Annotated in this window: 20 protein-coding genes; 11 read left to right on the top strand and 9 right to left on the bottom strand. The window is 60.2% G+C overall.

The window, feature by feature from the left end; genetic code table 11:
* The first annotated feature begins 17 nt into the window (after positions 1-17).
* Complete coding sequence (gene asd / locus GFER_RS05465; RefSeq protein WP_040096765.1) at positions 18-1,118, top strand: aspartate-semialdehyde dehydrogenase; 1,101 nt, start codon at positions 18-20, stop codon at positions 1,116-1,118.
* Between the two features lie 234 nt (positions 1,119-1,352).
* Here asd and GFER_RS05460 read toward each other — a convergent pair whose 3' ends face one another.
* The 3 genes from GFER_RS05460 to carB all read right to left on the bottom strand — a co-directional run bounded on the left by GFER_RS05460 (position 1,353) and on the right by carB (position 7,945).
* The gene (locus GFER_RS05460; protein ID WP_040096762.1) at positions 1,353-2,987 is read right to left on the bottom strand and encodes an ABC-F family ATP-binding cassette domain-containing protein; all 1,635 of its coding nucleotides are present in this window, start codon (positions 2,985-2,987) and stop codon (positions 1,353-1,355) included.
* A gap of 143 nt (positions 2,988-3,130) precedes the next feature.
* Entirely contained in the window at positions 3,131-4,489 is a 1,359-nt protein-coding gene (locus tag GFER_RS05455) for a DEAD/DEAH box helicase (RefSeq protein WP_139172145.1), read from the bottom strand.
* A 255-nt stretch (positions 4,490-4,744) separates the two neighbouring features.
* Complete coding sequence (carB, locus tag GFER_RS05450; RefSeq protein ID WP_040096759.1) at positions 4,745-7,945, bottom strand: carbamoyl-phosphate synthase large subunit; 3,201 nt, start codon at positions 7,943-7,945, stop codon at positions 4,745-4,747.
* 216 nt (positions 7,946-8,161) lie between these two features.
* Here carB and GFER_RS05445 point away from each other — a divergent pair, with 216 nt between their 5' ends.
* The 4 genes from GFER_RS05445 (at position 8,162) to GFER_RS05435 (ending at position 11,051) form a co-directional block, all read left to right on the top strand.
* Positions 8,162-8,821 carry a YceH family protein gene (locus GFER_RS05445; protein WP_040096757.1) on the top strand — a complete coding sequence of 220 codons (660 nt, stop codon included), beginning with the start codon at positions 8,162-8,164 and terminating at the stop codon, positions 8,819-8,821.
* Positions 8,822-8,980: 159 nt separating this feature from the next.
* Positions 8,981-9,409: an FKBP-type peptidyl-prolyl cis-trans isomerase gene (locus tag GFER_RS05440; protein WP_040096754.1), complete on the top strand. Its 429-nt coding sequence runs from the start codon at positions 8,981-8,983 to the stop codon at positions 9,407-9,409.
* A gap of 351 nt (positions 9,410-9,760) precedes the next feature.
* Positions 9,761-9,937, top strand: a complete 177-nt coding sequence (locus GFER_RS18895) for a hypothetical protein (RefSeq protein ID WP_153304553.1) — start codon at positions 9,761-9,763, stop codon at positions 9,935-9,937.
* Complete coding sequence (locus tag GFER_RS05435; protein ID WP_040096751.1) at positions 9,927-11,051, top strand: aminotransferase class V-fold PLP-dependent enzyme; 1,125 nt, start codon at positions 9,927-9,929, stop codon at positions 11,049-11,051. The genes GFER_RS18895 and GFER_RS05435 overlap by 11 nt, the downstream gene beginning before the upstream one ends.
* Here GFER_RS05435 and GFER_RS05430 read toward each other — a convergent pair.
* The 4 genes from GFER_RS05430 to GFER_RS05420 form a co-directional block, all read right to left on the bottom strand.
* Positions 11,026-11,976 (bottom strand): dipeptidase, encoded by a 951-nt coding sequence (locus GFER_RS05430; protein WP_052445988.1) that lies wholly within the window; start codon positions 11,974-11,976, stop codon positions 11,026-11,028. The two genes, GFER_RS05435 and GFER_RS05430, sit on opposite strands and share 26 nt — an antisense overlap.
* Positions 11,977-11,978: 2 nt before the next feature.
* Positions 11,979-12,908: a class I SAM-dependent methyltransferase gene (locus GFER_RS05425; protein ID WP_040096749.1), complete on the bottom strand. Its 930-nt coding sequence runs from the start codon at positions 12,906-12,908 to the stop codon at positions 11,979-11,981.
* Between the two features lie 68 nt (positions 12,909-12,976).
* Complete coding sequence (locus GFER_RS18890) at positions 12,977-13,135, bottom strand: hypothetical protein (protein ID WP_153304554.1); 159 nt, start codon at positions 13,133-13,135, stop codon at positions 12,977-12,979.
* Positions 13,136-13,158: 23 nt separating this feature from the next.
* Positions 13,159-15,177, bottom strand: a complete 2,019-nt coding sequence (locus GFER_RS05420) for a B12-binding domain-containing radical SAM protein (protein ID WP_040096747.1) — start codon at positions 15,175-15,177, stop codon at positions 13,159-13,161.
* A 216-nt stretch (positions 15,178-15,393) separates the two neighbouring features.
* Between GFER_RS05420 and GFER_RS05415 the strand changes: the two genes are divergently transcribed.
* The gene (locus GFER_RS05415; RefSeq protein ID WP_052445987.1) at positions 15,394-16,173 is read left to right on the top strand and encodes a DUF1847 domain-containing protein; all 780 of its coding nucleotides are present in this window, start codon (positions 15,394-15,396) and stop codon (positions 16,171-16,173) included.
* Positions 16,174-16,186: 13 nt separating this feature from the next.
* Here GFER_RS05415 and GFER_RS05410 read toward each other — a convergent pair whose 3' ends face one another.
* Positions 16,187-16,714 carry a hypothetical protein gene (locus tag GFER_RS05410; RefSeq protein ID WP_040096745.1) on the bottom strand — a complete coding sequence of 176 codons (528 nt, stop codon included), beginning with the start codon at positions 16,712-16,714 and terminating at the stop codon, positions 16,187-16,189.
* 146 nt (positions 16,715-16,860) lie between these two features.
* On the opposite strand from GFER_RS05410, the gene GFER_RS05405 reads away from it, so the two are divergent.
* The 5 genes from GFER_RS05405 to GFER_RS05385 all read left to right on the top strand — a co-directional run bounded on the left by GFER_RS05405 (position 16,861) and on the right by GFER_RS05385 (position 20,117).
* Positions 16,861-17,331, top strand: coding sequence for an RrF2 family transcriptional regulator (locus tag GFER_RS05405; RefSeq protein WP_040096743.1), 471 nt, complete (start codon positions 16,861-16,863; stop codon positions 17,329-17,331).
* A 24-nt stretch (positions 17,332-17,355) separates the two neighbouring features.
* Positions 17,356-18,276 carry a cysteine synthase A gene (gene cysK, locus GFER_RS05400; RefSeq protein WP_040096741.1) on the top strand — a complete coding sequence of 307 codons (921 nt, stop codon included), beginning with the start codon at positions 17,356-17,358 and terminating at the stop codon, positions 18,274-18,276.
* A 71-nt stretch (positions 18,277-18,347) separates the two neighbouring features.
* A complete protein-coding gene (gene larE / locus GFER_RS05395; RefSeq protein WP_040096739.1) occupies positions 18,348-19,157 on the top strand; it encodes an ATP-dependent sacrificial sulfur transferase LarE in 810 nt (269 codons plus the stop codon).
* A gap of 19 nt (positions 19,158-19,176) precedes the next feature.
* Positions 19,177-19,602 carry a hypothetical protein gene (locus tag GFER_RS05390; protein WP_040096737.1) on the top strand — a complete coding sequence of 142 codons (426 nt, stop codon included), beginning with the start codon at positions 19,177-19,179 and terminating at the stop codon, positions 19,600-19,602.
* On the top strand, positions 19,602-20,117 hold the full coding sequence (locus tag GFER_RS05385) for a thermonuclease family protein (protein ID WP_052445986.1): 516 nt from the start codon (positions 19,602-19,604) through the stop codon (positions 20,115-20,117). Before GFER_RS05390 ends, GFER_RS05385 begins: the two co-directional genes overlap by 1 nt.
* A gap of 38 nt (positions 20,118-20,155) precedes the next feature.
* Here the strand turns inward: GFER_RS05385 and GFER_RS05380 are convergent, their stop codons facing one another.
* Positions 20,156-22,120: an aconitate hydratase gene (locus tag GFER_RS05380; RefSeq protein WP_040096735.1), complete on the bottom strand. Its 1,965-nt coding sequence runs from the start codon at positions 22,118-22,120 to the stop codon at positions 20,156-20,158.
* Positions 22,121-22,231 lie beyond the last annotated feature (111 nt).

Below are 22,231 nucleotides of genomic sequence, written 5' to 3'. Positions count from 1 at the left end.
CAAACAGGGAGAACACCATGAAAGTCGGATTGGTCGGATGGCGCGGTATGGTCGGCTCGGTTCTGCTCGACCGCATGCGCGAAGAGGATGATTTCGAGGGCGTCGAACCGGTCTTTTTCTCCACCTCTCAGGCCGGCGGCCCCGCCCCCCTGGGCTCAGGAACCCTGCAAGACGCAGCCAGCATCGATCAGTTGAAAAAACTCGACGTCATCATCACCTGCCAGGGCGGTGACTACACCAAAGAGGTCCACCCGGCCCTGCGCCAGGCGGGCTGGCAGGGCTACTGGATCGATGCGGCCTCCTCCCTGCGCATGGAAAAAGATGCCGTCATCATTCTCGATCCCGTCAACCGCCGGGTTATCGACGAAGCTCTTGCACGCGGCGTCAAAGATTTCATCGGCGGAAACTGCACGGTAAGCCTCATGCTCATGGCTCTTGGCGGGTTGTTCCGCGCCGGAGTTGTCGAGTGGATCAGCTCCATGACTTACCAGGCCGCTTCGGGAGCCGGCGCGCCCAACATGCGCGAGCTGCTCAGCCAAATGGGCGTACTGCACGGCGGGGTCAAGGATCTGCTCGCCAATCCCCAGTCGGCCATTCTTGAAATCGACCAGAAGGTCGCCGCCGCTCTCAACAGCGAGACACTGCCTAAAAAGGAATTCGGCTTTCCTCTGGCCGGTAACCTGCTGCCCTGGATCGACCGTGAAGTGGAAGACGGCCAGAGCCGCGAGGAGTGGAAAGGTTTCGCCGAAACCAACAAGATTCTCGGCACCGCCTCACCGATTCCCGTTGACGGCATCTGCGTGCGCATCGGCGCCATGCGCTCGCACAGCCAGGCTCTGACCATCAAGCTCAACAAAGACCTGCCCATCGGCGAAATTGAAAAACTCATCGCCAACGACAACGAGTGGGTGGAACTGGTACCCAACACCAAGGCCGATTCACTGGCCCGGCTCACCCCGGCCTACACCTCGGGCACCCTGCGCGTACCCATCGGCCGCGTACGCAAGATGAAGATGGGCCCCCAGTACGTCTCGGCCTTTACCTGCGGCGACCAGCTGTTGTGGGGCGCGGCCGAACCCCTGCGGCGCATGCTGCGCATCATCAAAACGCAGGGTTGAATTGAATCAATCTAAAGGAAGAGTAACTGTTCAGCTGCGACGTGCGACAGTGCCGCAGGGTGCGGCGGGTGCGTGCTGCGGCAAATGTTTGAGCCACAGGCGAGTTTCTGCCGCACGCGATGCCGCCGCACCCTGCGGTGCCTGCTGATCAGCTACCAGGGATAAATCAACGCAAAAAGGGCGCCCACTACAGGGGCGCCCTTTTTGCGTTACGCGGTAAATATCGGGACAATCTCAGGCCGCGCACATCTCGCGGCCGGATTTCTGCAGGTAGTATGCGTAATCACCTTCGTAGGTGCGCATTTCGCCGTGGTCGACCTCAAAGACGCGATTGACCAGGGAGCGCAAAAAGTGGCGGTCATGACTGACCAGAACCACCGTGCCGGCGAAATTCCGCAGCGCTTCGAGAAGAATCTCGCGCGACTGAATATCGAGATGGTTGGTGGGTTCGTCGAGGATGAGAAAATTGAGGGGCTGAGCCAGCAGGGTGGCCAGCACTACCCGGCTTTTCTCACCGCCGGAGAGCTTGTCGATGCGTTTGTCGACATCATCGCCACAAAACAGAAAAGCGGCGCAGAGATTGCGAATCACGCCGACGCCGGCCTGGGGCATGGCGTCCTGCACCGTTTCGAACACACTCTTCTTCGGATCGAGGACCTCCATGGAGTGCTGGCTGAAGTAGCCGACATGCACATTGGCGCCGATCACCGCACTGCCGGCACTAGGCGCGGTGTTGCCGGCCAGCACCTTGAGAAAGGTCGACTTGCCGGCACCGTTGACGCCGACCACGGCAATTTTTTCACCGCGCCGGATCAATCCGGACACGCCGCTGAACACCGGGTGCTCACCCCCTTCGGGCAGTGGCCAGACTTTGCCGAGATTCTCAATCCTGACCACATCATCGCCGCTGCGCGGCGGCTCAGAAAAGGAAAAACGGATGCTGCGCTGCTCGGGTGGCAGCTCGATACGTTCGATTTTCTCGAGTTTTTTGACCCGCGACTGCACCTGGGCGGCATGGGAGGCGCGCGCGGCAAAACGCGCGATGAACTCCTCTTCCTTGGCGAGCATCTCCTGCTGACGCTGGTAGCTGGCCAGCAGCTGCTCGCGGCGGATTTCGCGCTCGCGCAGATAGAAGTCATAATTGCCGCTGTAGGTCGTGACGCTGCGATTGGCGACTTCGATGATGCGGGTGACGATGCGGTTCATGAAATCACGATCATGGCTGGTCATGAGCAGCGCGCCCTTGAACTCGGTGGAGAGCCAGTTTTCCAGCCAGATGATGGATTCGACATCCAGATGGTTGGTCGGCTCGTCAAGCAGCAGAACATCGGGATTAAGGGTCAGAATGCGTGCCAGGGCGATGCGCATTTTCCAGCCGCCGCTGAAGCTCTCCACCGGGCGCTGATGAGCGTCGGGACCGATGCCCAGACCGGTGAGAACCGCCTGGGCGCGACTTTCCAGATCGTAACCGCCGCGATGCTCGAACTCCTCCTGGGCATCGCCGTAGCGCGCCAGAAGTTCAGCCAATGCCTCATCGGACATGGGCTCGCACATGGCGGCCTCCATGGCCTGAATCTCGGCCCCCAGAGCCATGGTTTTTGCCGAGGCCGCCATGACTTCGGCCAGTGCCGAGCGGCCGGCCATCTCGCCCACATCCTGAGAAAAATAGCCGATCACGGTCTTTTTTGAGCAGGAGATTTCGCCCGCGTCCGCCTGCTCCTCACCGGTGATGAGACGAAAGATGGTGGTCTTGCCCGCCCCGTTGGGGCCAACCAGACCGCCGCGGCTACCGGGCAGAATCTGGCAACTGGCGTTTTGAAACAGCACCTGGCTGCCGTGCTGCTTGCTGATGTTTGTGAGATGAATCATGGGGAATCCCTGTACGAGGAAGGGGCACAGCATGCTGCGCCCCTAATGATGGTCTTCCAGTCATATAAATTTTGCAACTATTGAGCTGCGCCGTCCGCCAGCGCCGCACCCTGCGGTGCCTGCTGAACAGTTAAATCATTTTTTCAGACCCTGCTCTTCTGTGCCTGCGAGCGGCCGCCGCGACTGCGTGGGCGACGATTGCCCGCCACCGGAGGTGCCGCGGTGGAGCGCCCGGCGACATCGGACTGCTGATGCTTTTGCGTGCCGCCGGAGGGCTTGGCGGCGCCGGCCGGGCGGCCTTCGCGCCCGGATTCGACTTTGCGGCGCGGCGCCGGTTGGCGCGGCGGACGGGCGAACTCCCTGTCGCGCTGCGGGGCGGCCACCTGGTAGTCAAAGTCGGCGACGGAACGGCGTTCGACCGCTTTGCCCAGGGTTCGCTCGATGGCTCGAACCATGGCCGTGTCCTCCTCGGTCACCAGGGTAAAAGCATCACCGCTGCGGGCGGCGCGTCCCGTCCGGCCGATACGATGAATATAGGCTTCGGGCGTGCCGGGAATATCGTAATTGACGACATGCGAGACCTGGCTGACATCGATACCGCGTGCGGCGATATCGGTCGCCACCAGAATTTGAAAGCTGCCGTCGCGGAAACCGTCCAGAGCCGCCTGCCGCTTATTCTGCGACAGATTGCCCTGCAATGAGGCGGCGCGATAACCGGCTTTGCCCAACTGCTCGCCGAGGCGTTTGGCGCGATGCTTGGTGCGTGTGAAAACCAGAACCGATCCCGTGTCGGTTTTGTGCAGAAGTTCCAACAACAGCGGAGTTTTCAGATGCTGGGCCACCGGGTAGAGCGCATGGCTGACGGTGGTGGCCGCAGCCGTGACGCCGACCTGCACAGTCACCGGATCCTTGAGTATCTCCTGGGCCAAGTGACGAATTTCGTTGGGCATGGTGGCCGAAAACAGCAGGGTCTGACGTTGGGCCGGCAGCTTTTTCAGAATCCGGCGAATGCTCGGGAAAAAACCCATATCGAACATCTGGTCAGCTTCGTCAAGCACCAGAACGTCAAGGTGCGACAGATCGATGGTCCCCTGGTCGATATGATCGAGCAAGCGGCCAGGACAGGCAACAACAATCTCGGTACCCTGCTTTAACTTATTGATCTGGGGATTGATGCCGACGCCGCCGTACACCGTGATGCTGCGCAAGCGGGTCTGCTGCCCCATGGTGATGAAACTCTCGTTGATCTGCTCAGCCAGCTCGCGCGTGGGTGCGATAACCAGGGCACGGACGCGACCTCGCTCCCCCTGCATCAGGCGGTTGAGAATCGGCAAGGCGAAAGCGGCGGTTTTGCCGGTCCCGGTCTGGGCCAGGCCCATGAGATCGCGACCCTGCAAAACCTGCGGAATGGCTTGGGTTTGAATCGGTGTAGGCGTCGTGAAACCGGCGGCGTCAATCCCTGCGGCCACCTGGGGGTGAAACGTAAATGCAGTGAAACTCATGTAATCTCTTATCCTTTTTTCCCGCATTCCCGACAAAAAAAGCCCCGGAGGATTCCAGGGCTTACGAGAAATTCGTTTTTTCCGGGAACATCTTGGTAAAACTTCTAGGAACATAGCAGATTTCACCGGATTGCGTCAAGCTCGAATCCACACAAGCGTCTTCTCATCCCCGGGAGGCGGGCGAAGCGCTCCTCAGAATACCCCCCTCCCCAGCGATCGCGGAGAGGGGGGGGATATTGCGCCTCTTTCACAACATCAGCGAATCAGGGCGTGGTATTCCTGCAGGCTGCGCAACGCGTCAACCCCCTGGCGGCGCGCGGCGATGCCCTTGGCTGCAGCGATGGCCGCGGCCGTGGTGGTGAGGTAAGGCACCTTGTAGCGAATCGCCGCCTTGCGGATGTAGGAATCGTCATGAATGCTGAGCTTGCCGATGGGTGTGTTGACCAGCAGTTGAATTTCGCCGTTTTTGACGGCATCGGCGATGTTGGGCCGCCCTTCGTGCATTTTAAGAACCGGCTCGACAGTCAAACCGTTTGCGACGAGATAGGCGTGGGTTCCCGCGGTCGCACGCAGGGAAAAGCCCAATTCGGCAAAGCGGCGCGCCGCCTCCAGGGCTCCGGCGCGGTCATGCTCGGCGACGGTGATCAGCACGGTCCCCTCCAGCGGCAGAGGTGAATTGGCCGCCTCCTGGGCCTTGAAATAAGCCAGGCCATAGTTGCCCGCCATGCCCAAGACCTCGCCGGTGGAGCGCATTTCCGGTCCCAGTACCGGATCAACCTCGGGAAACATGCCGAAGGGAAACACCGCTTCCTTGACACCGAAGTGGCCGAAAAGGCGCCGCTCCAGCCCCTGGTCCTTGAGCTTGCCGCCGAGCATGGCCGCAACGGCAAGACGCGGCATGGGGATGTTGCACACCTTGGAAACCAGGGGCACGGTGCGGCTGGCGCGAGGATTGGCCTCAAGGATATAGACACGGTCATCGGCGATGGCGTACTGGATGTTCATCAGGCCCACCACGCCCATTTCCACGGCGATCTTGCGGGTGTATTCCTCGATGGTGTCGATATGTTTCTGCGGAATGGACACAGGCGGGATGACGCAGGCCGAATCGCCGGAATGGACCCCGGCCAGCTCGATATGCTCCATCACCGCCGGCACGAAGGCATCCGTTCCGTCGGCGATGGCATCGGCTTCGGCCTCGATGGCGTCCTGCAGAAAGCGGTCGATGAGAATCGGCCGCTCAGGAGAGATTTCCACCGCCTTGGCCAGATATTCACGCAGCATCGACTCGTCGTGCACCACCTCCATGGCCCGCCCGCCAAGGACAAAGGAGGGTCGCACGATGAGCGGATAACCGATGCGCGCGGCGATCTGCAGGGCCTGCTCCTCGGTCGCGGCCATGCCCGATTCGGGCTGGGGAATGGCCAGCTTGGCCATGATCTGGTTGAACAGGTCACGATCCTCGGCCATGTCGATGGTCGCGGGGCTGGTGCCGATGATGCGCACACCGGCCTCTTCGAGTTCACGGGCGATGTTGAGAGGGGTCTGGCCACCGAACTGTACCATCACCCCTTCGGGTTTTTCCTTTTCGTAGATGGAAAGTACGTCCTCGACGGTCAGCGGCTCGAAATAGAGTTTGTCCGAGGTGTCGTAGTCCGTGGAGACAGTCTCGGGGTTGCAATTGACCATTATCGTCTCATAGCCCGCCTCGCGCAGCGCCAAAGCGGTGTGCACGCAACAGTAGTCGAATTCGATCCCCTGGCCGATGCGATTGGGGCCACCACCAAGCACCATAATCTTCTTGCGCTCGGACACGGGCACCGAATCGGGTGCGTTGTACGTCGAATAATAGTAGGCGGCGTTTTCCACTCCGCTCACAGGGACCGCTTCCCAGGCCTCAACCACGCCCAGGGCTGTGCGCTTCTCGCGCAAGGCCTTTTCCGGCACACCGAGAATCTGCGCCAGATAGCGATCGGCAAACCCGTCCTTCTTGGCCCTTGCCAGCAGATCGTCGGGAGGCAGGCTGCCCTTATGAGCAAGGAGCTCTTCCTCAAGCGTGACCAGCTCTTTCATCTGCTGCAAAAACCAAGGCTTGATATGGGTCTTGCGATACAGCATGTCGATATCGGCGCCCTTGCGCAACGCCTCGTAAAGAATGAACTGACGCTCGCTGGAAGGCTCGGCAAGGAGTTCGAGCAATTCGTTGAGAGTTTTCTGGTTGAAGTTTTTAGCAAAGCCCAGTCCGTAGCGCCCATTCTCCAAAGAGCGGATCGCCTTGTGCAGGGCCTCCTTATAATTCTTGCCGATGCTCATGACCTCGCCCACCGCGCGCATCTGCGTGCCGAGCTTGTCATGCACTCCCTTGAATTTTTCAAAGGCCCAGCGGGCGAATTTGACCACCACGTAATCGCCCGACGGGGTGTATTTATCAAGCGTGCCGTCGCGCCAGTAGGGGATTTCATCCAGGGTCAGGCCGGCGGCCAGCTGCGCCGAGACAAGGGCGATGGGAAAGCCGGTAGCTTTTGAGGCAAGAGCCGAGGAGCGCGACGTGCGCGGATTGATCTCGATGACCACCACCCGGTCGCTGGACGGATCGTAGGCAAACTGCACGTTGGTGCCGCCGATGACTTCGATGGCATCAACAATGCGATAGGCGTAATCCTGCAGCCGTGCCTGCAATTCGGCATTGATGGTGAGCATGGGCGCGGTACAGAAAGAGTCGCCGGTATGCACGCCGACGGCATCGACGTTTTCGATGAAACAGACGGTGATCTTCTGGTTCCTGGTATCGCGCACTACCTCCAGCTCCAGCTCTTCCCAGCCGAGGATCGACTCCTCGATAAGCACCTGGCTCACCGGGCTGGCCGCCAGGCCGCGACCGACGATGGTTTCAAACTCTTCCAGATTATAAGCAAAGCCGCCGCCGGTACCGCCCATGGTGTAGGCGGGACGGATGACGACCGGCAGGCCGATGCGGGCGATGATTTCCTGGGCCTGCTCCAGGTTGGTGGCGATTTCGCTACGCGGAGTCTCGATGCCCAGGCCCGCCATGGTCTCCTTGAAGGTTTCACGGTCCTCGCCGCGCTTGATGGCGTCAAGATTCACGCCGATCACCCGTACCCCGTATTCATCGAGAATGCCGCGCCGCGCCAGTTCGCTGGAGAGGTTCAGCGCCGTCTGGCCGCCGAGATTGGGCAACAGAGCGTCGGGACGCTCCTTCTTGATAATTTCGGTGAGGCTGGCGACGTTGAGGGGTTCAATGTAGGTGGCGTCGGCCATGCCGGGGTCGGTCATAATAGTGGCTGGATTGGAGTTGACCAGTATGATGTTGTATCCGAGCTTGCGCAGTGCCTTGCAGGCCTGAGTTCCGGAGTAGTCGAATTCGCAGGCCTGACCGATGATGATCGGGCCGGAGCCGATGATTAGTACCTTTTTCACGTCGTCGCGTCTTGGCATGGAACCTCCCTGGGAAACCCATCTGTGCTTATTTTTGACGCAACAATATCGCAGAGTTTAAACCCGAGTGCAACCGCAATAAGCAGCAAGCGGCAACCTGCTGTCATCGTAGGCACCCAGGCGCGAGGTCAGGGATTTTTTTCCTTCCTTGCCCCTTCATTGCGTTTATAATGAGCACCCTGTCCACTGGCGTGACCCTATTTTTATGAGGTAAGCATGGAACTTTTTCTCAATGACACGGAAACCCGCATTCTCGGCAGTCTCATCGAAAAAGAGATGACCACGCCTGAGTACTATCCCCTGACCCTTAACGCCCTGACCAACGCCTGCAATCAAAAATCCAACCGTCGGCCGGTCATGAGCCTGGAAGAGAGCGATGTCGTCCGTGCCCTGGATGCGTTGCGTCCCCGCGGTCTGGCCATGCAGTCGGCCGAAGGAGTGCGGGTGCCGCGCTACCGCCATACCCTGGCGGAGAAGCTGCATCTGGAACCGCCGCAACTGGCGGTACTGGCGGAACTGATGCTGCGCGGACCGCAAACTCTGGGCGAACTGCGCGCCCGCGCCGAGCGCATGTATCCTCTTGCCAATCTGGCCGCCGTTGAAGAGATTCTGGTCGAATTAGCCGACCACGCCCCGCCCTTGGCCGTGCAACTGCCCCGGCAGCCAGGTCGCAAGGAAAACCGCTACGCCCATCTGCTTGCCGGGCTGCCCGACGCCACCGAGGATGAGCGCAGCGCACCGCCCGAGGCGGTGCGTACCCAGGTCGCGGCGGTCGATGAGCGCATCGCCCTTCTCGAAGAGCAGGTCGCCGAATTGCGCCACGAACTGGACGAATTGCGTCAGGGCATGGCCACCTTTCGCGCCCAGTTCGAGTGAAGTCGCCGTACGCAAAACCACCTTCGCCGGGAAGACCTTCAAGGTCCTTTCCAAGGACCGATTCTGCTGTTTTTTTAAAAAAAAATCTTGGTGAACCTTTGCCTTACCTCCCAGAGGTCTGTTATGGTGGGGCATCGTTAACCCCATAAAGGAGAAATCATGGCACCAGTAAAAAGCGGCGACACCGCCAAGGTTCACTACACTGGAACTCTTGACGATGGGACGGTATTCGACTCCTCCCGCGAGCGCGACCCTCTGGAGTTTCAGGTTGGCGCCGGCCAGCTCATCGAAGGGTTCGACCAAGCGGTCGTCGGCATGACCCCAGGCGAAACCAAAAAAGTGAAAATTCCTGCGGAAAAAGCTTACGGCCCGCATCGCACTGAAATGGTCATTGATGTCGACAAGAAGCAGTTTCCCGAAGGCCTTAACCCCGAGGTCGGCCAGCAGTTGCAGACCCAGGACAATCAAGGTCAACCCCTCATCGTCACGGTGATCGACATTGAAGACGACAAGGTGACCCTTGACGCCAACCATCCCCTGGCCGGCAAGGACCTGAATTTTGAACTTGAGCTGGTGGAAAAAAGCTGAAGGTGATTTGACTTGCCAAACAAAAGGGCGACCCACGGGTCGCCCTTTTGCGTTATAAATAAAAGAAAACTATAAATAAAACGTAACGATTCAGCTGCCACGCCCCACAGTACCGCAGGATGCGGCGGTTGAGCGCTGCGGCAAATGTTTGAGCCGCAGGTGAGTTTTTGCCGCACGCGATGCCGCCGGGTCCTGCGGTGCANACAGTACCGCAGGATGCGGCGGTTGAGCGCTGCGGCAAATGTTTGAGCCGCAGGTGAGTTTTTGCCGCACGCGATGCCGCCGGGTCCTGCGGTGCAATGCTGAACAGTTACAATAAAACAAAACTATCAGCACTCTGAGGATGACTCCATGTACGGCGTCGGCATTCTTTTTTCAGAACTGGCTCACGAGACCGGCGGTTCCATGCTGGATCGCATCTTGCCGGTGTTTCTGGTGGCCATAGCGATTGCGGCCGTTGCGGTGATTTATTTCGCCCTGCGCAAAGATAAAGCTGGATCCTCCGAGGACTCACCCCATGAAGACTGAATCCTGGCGCGACCTTTTTCCCGTCACCCGCTCGCAGACGTTTTTCAACCACGCCGCCATGGCGCCGCCGTCGCTGCGCGTCGTCGAGGCCATGCACGCCTTCATGACGGAGTGCGCACAGGAGGCGAGCCTGCATTACGGTGCCTGGGGCCGGCGCTTGCATGGTGTGCGCGAAAAAGCCGCGACCCTGGTCGGCGGCAGGGCCAGTGACCTGGCTTTTACCGGCAATACCTCCTTTGGCCTGTCGTTGGTGGCGCAATCTTTCCCCTGGCAGGCGGGCGATGCGGTCCTGGTGCCGGTGCCGGATTTCCCCAGCAATGTCTATCCCTGGCAGAACCTTGAGCGACGCGGGGTCGAAATGATCGAGGTGCCTCGTCGCAAAGGCCGCTTGACCAGGGAAGATTTCGAGAGGGTCCTGACGTCCAGGACACGCATGCTGACCCTGAGCAGCGTCGATTACGCGAGTGGCTACGCCGCCGACCTGCAGGATATTGGTACCTGGTGCCGGGAGAAGGGTCTGGTTTTCGTGGTGGATGCCATCCAGAGCCTCGGCGTGCTGCCGCTGGACGTGCAGCGCATGGGCATTCATGCCCTGGCCGCCGGAGCCCATAAATGGCTGCTCGGCCCCATGGGCACCGGCCTGCTGTATGTAGCGCCGCAATTGCGCCAGGTCTTGCAACCGGCCCTGGCAGGCTGGAAATCCGTGGTCGATCCGGAAAACTTCGCCCTGCATTTCCAGGTGCACGAAGATGCTTCGGTGTTCGAACCGGGCACTCTGAATCAGGCGGGAATTTTCGGGTTGGAAGCGGCCCTGGATCTGCTTGCTGAAGTTGGCCGGGAGGAAATCCGCGCGCGGGTTTTTGCGGTGTGCGACCAGCTGGTCGCGGGCTTGCGAGATCGTGGACTGCAGGTGACATCATCCCTGGAGGCGCAAGAGCGCTCGGGACTGGTATTCTTTGAGGCGCCAGGACAGGCCGAAAAGCTGTTTCGCTCCCTGCTGGCCAAAGGGGTCATGCTTTCGCTGCGCAACGGACGGTTGCGCCTGTCGCCGCATTTTTACAACAATGAAGAGGATGTGGCGGGATTTTTCAGAGCGCTGGACAAGTCGCGGTAAAGCAGCGCTGGTAGAAGTCGAGCCAGTTTTGTCCGAGGATCGCGGCGATGGCGGATGCTGGATAGCCCAATGCCTGGAGATCCTTGGCGAGCAGGGGCCACTGAGCATAGCTTTCGAGCCCCCGGCAGTTACCGTCGAAACCCCCGTAATCCGAGCCCAGGGCGACGGCTTGGGGGCTGAAACGCTGCACCAGCCAGTCAATTTGGCGCACCACCTCCGCGCGATCAGCCGTTGCACTGCCGTTGAGCATTTCCGGAGCCAGGCTTAATCCAATAAGCCCGCCGTGCTCAATGATGGCTGCGGCTTGAGCCGCGCTGAGATTGCGCCGTCGGTCGCAGAAAGGACGCAGGCCGGTGTGGGAACTGATGAGCGGGCCCGGATATCCGCGCAGCACCTCTTCCAGGGCCGGTTCCGAGAGATGCGCCACATCAATGATCCAGGCGCGCCGCGCCAGTTCGCGCAACAATCCCCGCCCGGCCGCACTCAATCCTTGCGGCGCGGCAACCCCGTTGCCGTCGGCCAGGCGGTTGCGTCCGGCGTGCGTCAGCCCCACCACCTTCAACCCCCAGGCTTGCAATTCATCAAGATCGGCATCCAGCAGGGCATCGCCGTTTTCCAGCAGCATCAGGGTGGCTGTCGTAGTGCAGAGGTTGTGCAACACGGCGCCCGGCCGCAGTCGGGGCAGCGCGGCAAGTTGCGCATCGGCCTGGGCGCGCAGTGCCTCAAGGCGCGCCAGGGCGCGATCCGCTCCATTGAAACGATCTTCACTGTACAGGGCGCAGACCAGCAGGCGCACCGACCCCGCCACCAGCGATGCCGGGGTGACCGCGCCCGTTGAAAGATCGGCAAAACGCCGCTCCGCCCCGCGCCGTTCCAGATCGTAGAGCAGATCGACATGGCCGTCGACCACGAAAAAATCAGCCATGCTCAGCGCTCCGCCAGCAGATAGTGGCTGCGAATCAGTTCAAAGTGTCGGGCGTGGTTGCGGATCACCCAGGGCATCGTGCCTTCCCCGCCGACCCGCCAGGGCGGGGTGCAGTCGCGGGTGAGAATGCCGCGCAGGTTGTCCCTGCCGCGTCCGGCCCAGGGCCCCTCGCTCGTGCCGCCAAGCCAGCGCTCGGGGGCCGCGCACTCCCGGGACCAGGAATAGGGATCGGAGATCAGAAGAACACCGCTGTCCCTGGTGCAGACCCGGTCGAGTTCCGCGAGATGCCGACGCGGGTCGGCAACCTTGTCGAGCAGGTTGAGGGATGCCGTGCGCGCAAAGAAACTCTTCGGAAACGGCAATGCCAGGGCATCGGCGACCAGAAATTCCGCGCGCACGCCACGCAGACGTTCAGGCAGACGAATACAGTGTTTTTCGCCGAGCAGACCCTCCTCCGTCAAATCAAACTCCAGGGTTCCGCGGCGAGCCAACGCGCGCGCCAGGCGGATAAACGGCAGCGAGCGATCGATCCCCAGAGCAAAATCCCCGGCTGCCGCCAGTTCCAGGGTTAGTCTCCCAACCGCGCACCCGGCATCCAGCGCCGGACCCGCCGCACCGTCAAACAGGTCGGCCCAGCCCAGATAGGCGGCGCTTACATCGGGGTCATCCCACAGATCGGCAAAATGACTCCACAAATAGGCGGAAGCCAGCTGCGGACGACAGTAGCGATCTTCTTCTGTCGGGCTTTCCGCACCGCCGGGCAGCAGCACCGCAATCCCCTCGGCCACAGGATAAACCCGCCCGCACTCGCGACAATGCAATCCCCCCCTGTCCACCTCGCCCCCGGCACTCTCGTGAACCTCCAGGCGCAAAGACAGCTCCTGCGGCAGGCAGGCGGGACAGATGAGACACTGGGTCAGACTTTGCTCCATGAATTCAAGCCATCAGTGACAGGATAAAAATTCGGGGGAGCGAAAAAGCTCCGCTCCCCCGGTCGCCCTTAAGCGGGGCCGTGACAGGCCGGCGCATGACACGCCGGGGCGTGGCAGGCCGGGGCATGACATGCGGGAGCATGACAGGCCGGCGCGTGGCAAGCGGGAGCATGGCAGCTCGCCGCCTGGACCGCCTGTTTTTTCTCAACATCGCGAATTTCCAGCATAGGATTCACCTCCTTTCACCTGGTCAGGGGTTGAGTTGCGCGCTAAGCAACTGCATGTCTTCCAGCTGCCGGAGAGACTCCCGACAGAGGACGGAAAATTCCTGCGGATCGCGCGCGCCGCCATGCAGGCGATAGAGGCGCCGGGCGATCTCGGCGAAATCGGTGCGGCCGTCGCACTGGGTGAGCAGATCATGTCCGAAGGTGTTGATCGCCGAGACTTCGAGCAGCCCCTCGTTGTGACGAAACACCAGCACGCTGTCATCCTGAGGGTAATCCGGCTGCACCCGACCGGCGCGCAGGTCGGCGACAATCCGCGGAAGATCGAAGGCGAAACCGGCCAGCAGCACATCGGAGCGCAGCAACGGCCGCCACGCGGAGACACCGCTGACATCGGCATTACCCACGGCCGCCGGGGATCCCGGACGAGCAACCTCAATGGCGTGGGTTTCGTAGGCGACCATGGCAAACACATGCTGCCAGGCCGCGGGCACTGCGCCCAGCAGACTTTGCGCGAAGGCTGGAAAAGACTGAAAACAAACCGCGGGAGTCAGTCTGCATGGTCCGTCGCAATCCTCAAGCCAAAGGCAGAAACGGCGAAACAGCAGGCTCGGCGAGATTTCAAGAGCCTCTATGAGAATGCGAAAAGACTTGGGGTAGAGATTGACGATGAGGGGAAATTCAGCGGCAATGCGCTCCAACTCAGTCAGATCCATACCCTGGCAGGGCAGATTGTAGAAGCTGCTGAACAGCCGCGGCGCTGAGTTGATCAGCGCCTCGTCCTCGGCCAAACGACAGTCGTCGTCGAACTCGATACCCTGGGCAAAGTAGGAATCCACTTCGCGCACCAAGTGCGCGCCGTAGCGGGCATGAAGTTCAGTCCCCGGCAGCATTGTGGGAATCTGCATCAGCGGGTTGCTGTTGCCATCGATGCCGGTGTGCAGAGCCAGAGTCAGGGTGGCATCGATGTCCTCGCGTTCTTCCTCGGGAAAGCCGACAACGAAACTCAGGGTCGGCACCAGCCCCGCGGCCGTGGTTTCCCGAACGCGGCTGCTAAGCTGGGTCACATCGACCTGCTTGCGGATAAACGCCAGGGTGCGCGCCGAGCCCGAATCGATGCCATAGCACAAGGATTCGGCGCCCGCCGCGCGCATCAGGCGCAGCAGATCGGCATCAACGGTATCCAGGCGCGAGATGCAGTACCAGCCCAGGCGGTTGAGTCCGGCATCGATTACGTTGTGGCAGAAATCCTCGACGAAGCGCCGGTCCGCTGTGAATTGATCGTAGGCCAACAGAAAACACTCGGCGCCCTGCCCGTCGCGCAGGCGCCTCATCTCCTCAATCAGCCGCTCTACCGCAAAGGTGCGGCAGCGACGCTGCCACAGGGCCGATTCGGAACAGTAGACACATTGATGGGGGCAGCCGCGACCGACCTCGAGAATGGCGATGGAGCGCGACAGGCCACACGCGCGCCGGTAGCGTTCCAGTGACGGCGCCAGAGTATAATCGGGCAGGGGCAGGGTGTTGAGATCATCGAGCAGGGCGCGCGCGGGATTGTCAACCAGAGTGCCCTGATCGCGCCAACTCAGTCCCGCCACCGAGCGCGGATCAACGTCACGCCCCCAGGCGTCAAGCAGCTCGACAAAGGTGAGCTCCCCCTCGCCGCGCACCACGGCATCGATCCAGGGAAATCCGTTCAAAGTTTCTTGAGCGACGAAGGAGGCGTTGTGTCCGCCCACAACGATCCGCGTCTGTGGCAGGAGGCGCCGCAGTTCCTGGGCAATGCGCAGCGTTGGAGGATAGGTGGTGCACTGGGCACCGAACGCCACCACCTCGGGACGCTCGGCGGCGATCTGCTCGGCGCAGGCCTGATAGAGCCCACGGCCTCTGGGCAGGTCGCCTTCGCGCAAGCCGAGAATCTGGTCGACGATCACCGCCTCGTGACCCGCCTGGCGCGCCGCCGTGGCCAGATTGATCAGACCCAGGGGCGGCAGATTATAGAGGGCGGGATGATGAAATGGCGGAAATACCAGGGAAACCTTCATGCACGCTCCAGGTCTTCCGGGACTGTCCCGGCGAATTAATAAATAGCATACCAGACCTGTCACAAATGCAACAAGGAGCGCACTCTTTCCCGCCAAGCCACCGATTTTATTTGCGCATTGGCCCAGCGACCAGAGGGGTGCTATGATTGCAAGGTCAATCCCAGAAAAAGGGGGGGACAGAGATTTTGATTTTCCCAATCGGGCAGGAGAGCGAAGATGAGCAAGCGCGACGAAAAAACCCTCGAATGCACCACCTGCAGCGCCTTGTGGAAAAAACAGGGCACCACCTACTGCTGGAGCGATCCGACGGCCAAGCCGGGGATGCCGGGCTATTGCCCCTCGCAGAGTGAAGCGGAGGTGATTGAGGAGTCCTTCAAAAAATACACGGGAGACGACGAAGAGGCGCGCCTGGCCAAGGTGGCGGCGGTCGTGGAAGGTCTGTGCTATCAGCCCGTGCCCGGCAGCGAAGCGGTCAACGCGCGCTGGACGCGCGTTGAAGACACCATTGCCCTGGCCGGCTTGATGGGCTGGAAAAAAATCGGCATCGCCAGCTGTATCGGCCTGCTTGATGAAAGCGAGCGCCTCGCCGACATCCTGCGCGCCCAGGGATTCGAGCCCCTCTCGGTGTGCTGCAAGGCGGGCAGCATCGACAAGCTCGAACTCGGATTGCAAGAGGAGAACAAAGTGCGCCCCGGCACTTTCGAACCCGCGTGCAACCCTGTCGCCCAGGCCAAAATGCTCGATGCCGCCGGCGCCGAAATGAATATCATCGTCGGGTTGTGCGTTGGCCACGACATGCTGTTCTCGCGCTACTCCAAAGCACCGGTCACCACCCTGGTGGTCAAGGACCGGGTCACCGGGCACAATCCGGTGGCGGTGCTCTATGGTCAGAATTTCTACTACAAACGACTACAGAAGCAGAAAGTATTGGGCGAAACGGGCAAAGGACCAAACGCAGGACAGACCGAAAAAAATTCCGAAGAGAATAAAGAATAAGGCGCGGCAGGAATCAGGAGATCTGCGGTTCGGCTCCTGTCGTCGCGTGAAACCAGCGGCGATGAAAGGGCTGCAAGGCACAGACGTCTGCCCCGGTGTCCGTCCGATACTCCCGTCCGTGAATCCGGACATCCTGCACCAGGCCGCAGACCTGGAACCGCCCATAGCTTTTGCGCGCATCCTGCAGGGAGCAGGCGAACGTCACCGGGCAACCGGCAAGAATAGGTGGCTCCGCTGCGCTGGAGGATTCAAAAGCCAGTTTTTCATCGAGGCACTTGTCCGAGCTTCCGCCGCGCAAGGCCAGGCTCTCCCGCAACCGGCACAGGCGGTCATCATCGGGAAGACTGACGGCAAAGTCTCCCGCCCGCACCAATCCACCATCAAGCAGATTGAAGCTGAGGCGCGATGGTCGATCGCATACCACGCCCACCCACTCGACGATTTCCCAGCAAACCTGCCCTGCCTCCCCCTTCCAGGAAACCAGGGCAAGGGGACAGGCCATCAGCTGGGGATAAAGGGAAAACAGCGATTTTATCGGCATCCTTAGCCTCCCATTTACCGCATCAATATAGCACAAATCGCCGACACTTCAAGATAAACACCAACTCATTTCAGCAATTTAATTCTTGACGCAGACTCTAGAGTTTACTAGGATTGTAACCTGCAATAATACGGAGGATATACACAATGAAACTTTCAACGAAAAGCCGCTATGGGGTGCGGGCACTCTTTGACATGGCCTATCATGCGGGAACCCTTCCGGTGCAGATCAAAGACATCTCCCGCCGTCAGCAGATTTCCCCCCGCTACCTTGAACAGATCTTTCAGGACCTTAAAAAAGCGGGTCTGCTCAAAAGCCGCCGCGGGCCCCAAGGGGGATATTTCCTTTCCCGCAAGCCCGAGGAGATCACGGCCAAAGAGATCATTCTCGCCGCCGAAGGCGATTTATCTCTGGTGAATTGCATCAGGGAAGGCCAAAAGGATTGCCAGGCAGGTTGCGAATTCGACAATGTTTGCGTTACTCAGCAACTGTGGCAAGAAGCGACGCGGCTTTTGCACGAGTATTTCGGCTCGGTGACGCTGAAGGATCTTTGCGACCGGGGCAAGGAACTGGGCCTTGAAAAGGAACTTGACCACCGCTTCATGTATTTCATTTGAGCCCTGCTCTATCCGGGAGGAACCATGCCGACGCTGATCAGCGAAAACCCCTTGGGCCAGATTGGGAACACTCCCCTGGTCCGCCTTAATCGCCTGCCCGACGCCAAATCCGCCGGCCTTTGGGGAAAACTCGAGGCCGCCAACCCCGGCGGCAGCGTAAAAGATCGCATCGCCCTGGCCATGGTCGAAAAGGCCGAACAGGACGGCTGCATCAAACCGGGCGACACCATCGTCGAACCGACCAGCGGCAACACGGGTATCGGCCTATCTCTGGTATGTGCCGTCAAAGGCTACAAGCTGGTTCTGACCATGCCGGACACCATGAGCCTCGAGCGACGGCGACTGCTCGGCGCCTACGGGGCGGAGTTGATCCTCACTCCGGGAGCCCAAGGGATGCGCGGCGCCATCGAAAAAGCCGAAGAAATCCAGGCCGAGCGCAAGGCCTTCATGCCCCAACAGTTTCGCAATCCAGCCAATCCGCAGATCCATGAAAAAACAACCGGGCCGGAAATCCTTAAAGCCCTGGAAGGCAAAGTCGACGCCTTCGTCGCGGGGGTAGGTACCGGCGGCACCATCACCGGCGTGGGGCATGTACTGCGTGCCCACAATCCTCAGGCCCTCATCGTCGCGGTGGAACCCGCCGACTCGCCGGTACTTTCCGGAGGCGACCCAGGACCGCATCGCATCCAGGGCATAGGTGCCGGCTTTATTCCCGACGTTCTCGATACCAGCGTGTTCAGCGAGGTCATCACCGTCAGCAACAATGAAGCCATCGACACCACCGTGCGCCTGGCACGCGAAGAAGGTATTTTCGTTGGCATCTCTGCCGGCGCCAATGTCTTTGCCGCTCTCAAGGTTGCCAAACGCCTGGGCCCCGGGAAAAACGTGGTGACGGTACTCTGCGATACGGGCGAACGCTACCTGTCCACCGCCATTTTCGATTGATCCCGGTATGGCCGCGGTAAGGCCATTTGCTCTTGCCGCGGCCAATACCCTTTCGGCCAGAATCCACTCCCATGTCTCTCGACAAAAAGTATTCTCGACTCAAAGATATCCTCGACCGCAGCGGCAGCGCCCTGATCGCTTTCTCCGGCGGGGTCGACTCGACCTTCCTACTACGCGTGGCCCGCGATGTTCTGGGGCCCGATCAGGTCATCGCCCTGACCGCCACCTCACCGACCTACCCGCGCCATGAGTTCGAATTGAGCAGCCGTCTAGCCAAAGAATTCGGCGTGAAACAGATTGTCCTTGAAAGCAACGAACTTGAGATAGAAGGTTTTTCGCAGAACCCTCCGGATCGTTGCTATCATTGCAAGCGTGAGCTTTTCGGTCTTTGCCGGACCAAAGCACAAGATTTGGGCTACCAGGCAATTTTTGACGGCTCCAACTGCGACGATCTTCAGGATCACCGTCCGGGCCGCCGCGCCGGCGAGGAGCTTCAGGTGCGCTCACCGCTGATTGAAGCCGGCCTGGACAAAAACGACATTCGCGCCCTAAGCCGGGAATTGGGGCTGGAGACCTGGGACAAGCAGCCCTTCGCCTGCCTCTCCTCGCGCTTCCCCTATGGTGTTGAAATCACGCCGGAACGTCTGGCGCGGGTCGATCGTTGCGAAACCTTTCTGCGCGAGTGTGGATTTCGCACCTATCGGGTGCGCTTTCACGACGACATGGCGCGCATCGAACTGGCACCCCAGGAACTTTCGCGTTTACTTGAGGATAAGCTGCGGCAGGCCGTGGTCGAGGAGTTCAAAAAAGCGGGTTTTACCTATGTGGCCCTTGACCTGCAAGGCTACCGCTCGGGCAGCATGAATGAAATTCTGACCTGATATCGCTTCCGGAGATTGCATGGAACGCAAGGGCGCTTTGCTGGCAACCTGTTTCTGTGCCGGGCTGCTGGGCGGCCTGGTCTACAGCCTGACCCTCTGGGCAGCTGGCTTTTATGGGTTCACCGCAGCCGCGGGAGTGCTGATGACGCCGGATTTTTCGCTTCCCTGGCTCTATCCGAATCTGATCTGGGGCGGGCTCTGGGGGCTTGTCTACTTCCCCACCGTCGCTTCCTACCGCCATCGCAAACACTGGATCCGCAAAGGATTGTGGATCAGCCTGTTGCCCGCCCTGTTTGCGCTTCTTTATCTCTATCCCCAGGTGCAACGCCAGGGCCTGCTGGGACTCGAACTCGGCAATTTCACCCCTCTGTTCGTCCTCCTCTTTCATTTTGCCTGGGGGGCGGCCACCGGCATTTTCACCCGCATGCTCTGGGGCAAGAGGTAATGCATTCCCCAAGACGGCTTTTCCCGGCGCGCCTCATCATCGCAATATTGGCTCTGCTCTTCGGACTGGCCCTGAATGCCTGTGCCGGTGAGACCCAAGGCCGCGTCAGCTGGATCTACGACGGTGACACCATCGAGGTCGAAGGTTTGGGGCGCGTGCGCCTGCTCGGCATCGACACGCCGGAGGGGCATGACTCGGAGCGTGATCTGTTCTATCAACGCCGCTTCGGCATTCCGCCCGCACACTTGCGAAAAATCGCCGATGAGGCGCGACGTTTCAACATCCGCCAGGTCAAGGGCCGGGTCGTCACCCTGCGCTTCGAGGGTGAACGCCGCGATACCTACGGTCGCCTGAGGGCTTACGTCACCCTGCCCGACGGCCGCAACCTCAACCGTCTGCTCGTCGAGGAGGGCCTCGCCGCCGTCTATCGCCGCATCGACTTCAGCCTCAAAGAAGACTTTCTCCAGTCCGAAGAGCAGGCACGACGCCGCGGCAACGGTTTATGGTCCAAATAGGTAAGAGCGCCTCTCTCCCGACAGGCGCCCTTGTTCGACTACGACCTATTTTCCGCGGCCCCCTCCCCCGTCCCCAACTCCTGCTTGACGAAATTCAGGGTTCCCCCCGCAATCAGGTGCTCCCGTTGGCGTTCCGAGACATCCAGTAGCGTGATAACCTCTTTACCGTCCACCTCGACGGGAATTTCCGTGGCTCCGTCTTCCAGGTACTTTTTGACCTCGGGAAAAACCACCTGCTTGCCCTGTTCGCACAACGCGTAATCCTCCGGATTTTTGAAGACCAGAGGCAGGATACCGAAATTGCACAGGTTAGCCTTGTGGATCCGGGCAAAGCTCTTGACAATCTTGGCACGCACCCCCAGGTAGCGCGGCGCCAAGGCCGCGTGTTCGCGAGATGAACCCTGCCCGTAATTGTCTCCGCCGATGACCACGGCGTTTTCGATCGGCTTGATGCGCTCGATGAAATCAGGGTCCACCTGATGAAAGACGAATTCGCTGATGGCCGCGATATTCGAGCGCAAAGGCAGAATCTTGCTGCCGGCGGGCATGATGCCGTCAGTGGAGAGGTTGTCTTCCACGCGAATCGCCACCGTCGCTTCCAGAGTATCGGGCAAGGCATCGAACTCAGGGAGTTTCATGATGTTGGGACCGCGCACCACCTCGGTTTTGGCCAACTCCCGCGAGGGAAAAATAATGGAGGACTCATCCACGAGGTATTGATCCGGATCCTTAATCTGCGGATAGTCCATTTCCTTACCCATATCGCGCGGATCGGTGATCAGGCCCTTAAGGGCCGATACCGCTGCTGTTTCCGGGGAGCACAGATAAACCTGGTCGTCCTTGGTGCCTGACCGACCGGGAAAATTGCGTGGAAAGGTGCGCAGGCTCACTTGGCCGGTGCCCGGCGCCTGGCCCATGCCGATGCAGCCGAGACAGCCACTCTGGTGAATGCGCGCTCCGGCCATCAGCAACGACATAACGCCGCCTTCCCGGGCGACGTTCTCCAGAACCTGGCGACTGCCGGGGTTGACGTGAAAGGCGGTGTCAGGATGACAGTGGCGATTTTCAACAATTTTTGCGGTGACCATCAAGTCGCGAAAAGACGAATTGACACTGGAACCGACGATTACCTGATCGGCCCTGATTCCGGCCACCTCGGCGACCCGCTTGACATTACCGGGCGAGGTCGGACAGGCGATCAGCGGCTCAATTTGCGACAGGTCGAGCTCGGCGTGCTCGTCGTAATGACAATCGGGATCGGCAGCAAGTTCCTGCCAGGCATCACCGCGCCCCTGAGCTTCGAGATACTCCCGGGTACGCTCGTCCGACGGGAAAATGCTGCTGGTCGCCCCCAGCTCGGTACCCATGTTGCCGATGGTTTCACGGTCGGTAGCAGACAGGTTGGCCACTCCCGGCCCGTAATATTCCACCACCTTGCCGACGCAGCCTTTGACATCGTAGCGACGCAGCATCTCCAGAATCACGTCCTTGGCGCTGCACCAATCGGGCAACTCACCGGTGACCTTGACCCCGAGCACCTTGGGACAGGGAAAGAAATAGGGGCGTCCGGCCATGGCCAGGGCGACATCCAGGCCGCCTGCGCCGATGGCCAGCATACTGACCCCGGCGGCGCCCGGAGTATGACTGTCGGCGCCGATCATGGTCAGCCCCGGTCGGCCGAAGCGCTCCATATGCACCTGGTGGGAGATACCGTTTCCGGGCCTGCTGAAATGGATGCCGTAGCGGGCACAGACGGTTTGCAGATATTTGTGGTCGTCGGCATTCCTGAAGTCGGACTGCAGTAGATTGTGATCGACATATTGAGCAGCCAGCTCAACCTCGACCCGCTCCAGGCCGAGGGATTCAAATTCAAGCATGGCCATGGTGCCCGTGGCGTCCTGCAGCAGGGTATGATCGATTTTTATGCCGATTTCCTCACCGGGAGTCAGGCGCCCGGAAACCAGATGCGTTTCGAGAAGCTTGCGTGTTAGATTTTTTCCCATCTCATCCCCCTGATACAAAAATAAGATCCGCCTTTCATTTACTTTAGCAGGCACACACCAAGGGTCCAGCCACCCTTGCTATTTTGTGACGATTCCGTTGCAGTGTCCGAT

Origin of the sequence: Geoalkalibacter ferrihydriticus DSM 17813 (genome assembly GCF_000820505.1) — a bacterium.
Classification (GTDB): domain Bacteria; phylum Desulfobacterota; class Desulfuromonadia; order Desulfuromonadales; family Geoalkalibacteraceae; genus Geoalkalibacter; species Geoalkalibacter ferrihydriticus.
Note: the sequence above shows the minus strand (reverse complement) of the source record. Positions and strands in the feature narration are given on the sequence as shown.

Bases quoted from the DNA above. Each gene is read 5' to 3' on its own strand.
- asd (WP_040096765.1), top strand. From the start codon at position 18: ATGAAAGTCGGATTGGTCGGATGGCGCGGTATGGTCGGCTCGGTTCTG.
- GFER_RS05460 (WP_040096762.1), bottom strand. From the start codon at position 2,987: ATGATTCATCTCACAAACATCAGCAAGCAGCACGGCAGCCAGGTGCTG.
- GFER_RS05455 (WP_139172145.1), bottom strand. From the start codon at position 4,489: ATGAGTTTCACTGCATTTACGTTTCACCCCCAGGTGGCCGCAGGGATT.
- carB (WP_040096759.1), bottom strand. From the start codon at position 7,945: ATGCCAAGACGCGACGACGTGAAAAAGGTACTAATCATCGGCTCCGGC.
- GFER_RS05445 (WP_040096757.1), top strand. From the start codon at position 8,162: ATGGAACTTTTTCTCAATGACACGGAAACCCGCATTCTCGGCAGTCTC.
- GFER_RS05440 (WP_040096754.1), top strand. From the start codon at position 8,981: ATGGCACCAGTAAAAAGCGGCGACACCGCCAAGGTTCACTACACTGGA.
- GFER_RS18895 (WP_153304553.1), top strand. From the start codon at position 9,761: ATGTACGGCGTCGGCATTCTTTTTTCAGAACTGGCTCACGAGACCGGC.
- GFER_RS05435 (WP_040096751.1), top strand. From the start codon at position 9,927: ATGAAGACTGAATCCTGGCGCGACCTTTTTCCCGTCACCCGCTCGCAG.
- GFER_RS05430 (WP_052445988.1), bottom strand. From the start codon at position 11,976: ATGGCTGATTTTTTCGTGGTCGACGGCCATGTCGATCTGCTCTACGAT.
- GFER_RS05425 (WP_040096749.1), bottom strand. From the start codon at position 12,908: ATGGAGCAAAGTCTGACCCAGTGTCTCATCTGTCCCGCCTGCCTGCCG.
- GFER_RS18890 (WP_153304554.1), bottom strand. From the start codon at position 13,135: ATGCTGGAAATTCGCGATGTTGAGAAAAAACAGGCGGTCCAGGCGGCG.
- GFER_RS05420 (WP_040096747.1), bottom strand. From the start codon at position 15,177: ATGAAGGTTTCCCTGGTATTTCCGCCATTTCATCATCCCGCCCTCTAT.
- GFER_RS05415 (WP_052445987.1), top strand. From the start codon at position 15,394: ATGAGCAAGCGCGACGAAAAAACCCTCGAATGCACCACCTGCAGCGCC.
- GFER_RS05410 (WP_040096745.1), bottom strand. From the start codon at position 16,714: ATGCCGATAAAATCGCTGTTTTCCCTTTATCCCCAGCTGATGGCCTGT.
- GFER_RS05405 (WP_040096743.1), top strand. From the start codon at position 16,861: ATGAAACTTTCAACGAAAAGCCGCTATGGGGTGCGGGCACTCTTTGAC.
- cysK (WP_040096741.1), top strand. From the start codon at position 17,356: ATGCCGACGCTGATCAGCGAAAACCCCTTGGGCCAGATTGGGAACACT.
- larE (WP_040096739.1), top strand. From the start codon at position 18,348: ATGTCTCTCGACAAAAAGTATTCTCGACTCAAAGATATCCTCGACCGC.
- GFER_RS05390 (WP_040096737.1), top strand. From the start codon at position 19,177: ATGGAACGCAAGGGCGCTTTGCTGGCAACCTGTTTCTGTGCCGGGCTG.
- GFER_RS05385 (WP_052445986.1), top strand. From the start codon at position 19,602: ATGCATTCCCCAAGACGGCTTTTCCCGGCGCGCCTCATCATCGCAATA.
- GFER_RS05380 (WP_040096735.1), bottom strand. From the start codon at position 22,120: ATGGGAAAAAATCTAACACGCAAGCTTCTCGAAACGCATCTGGTTTCC.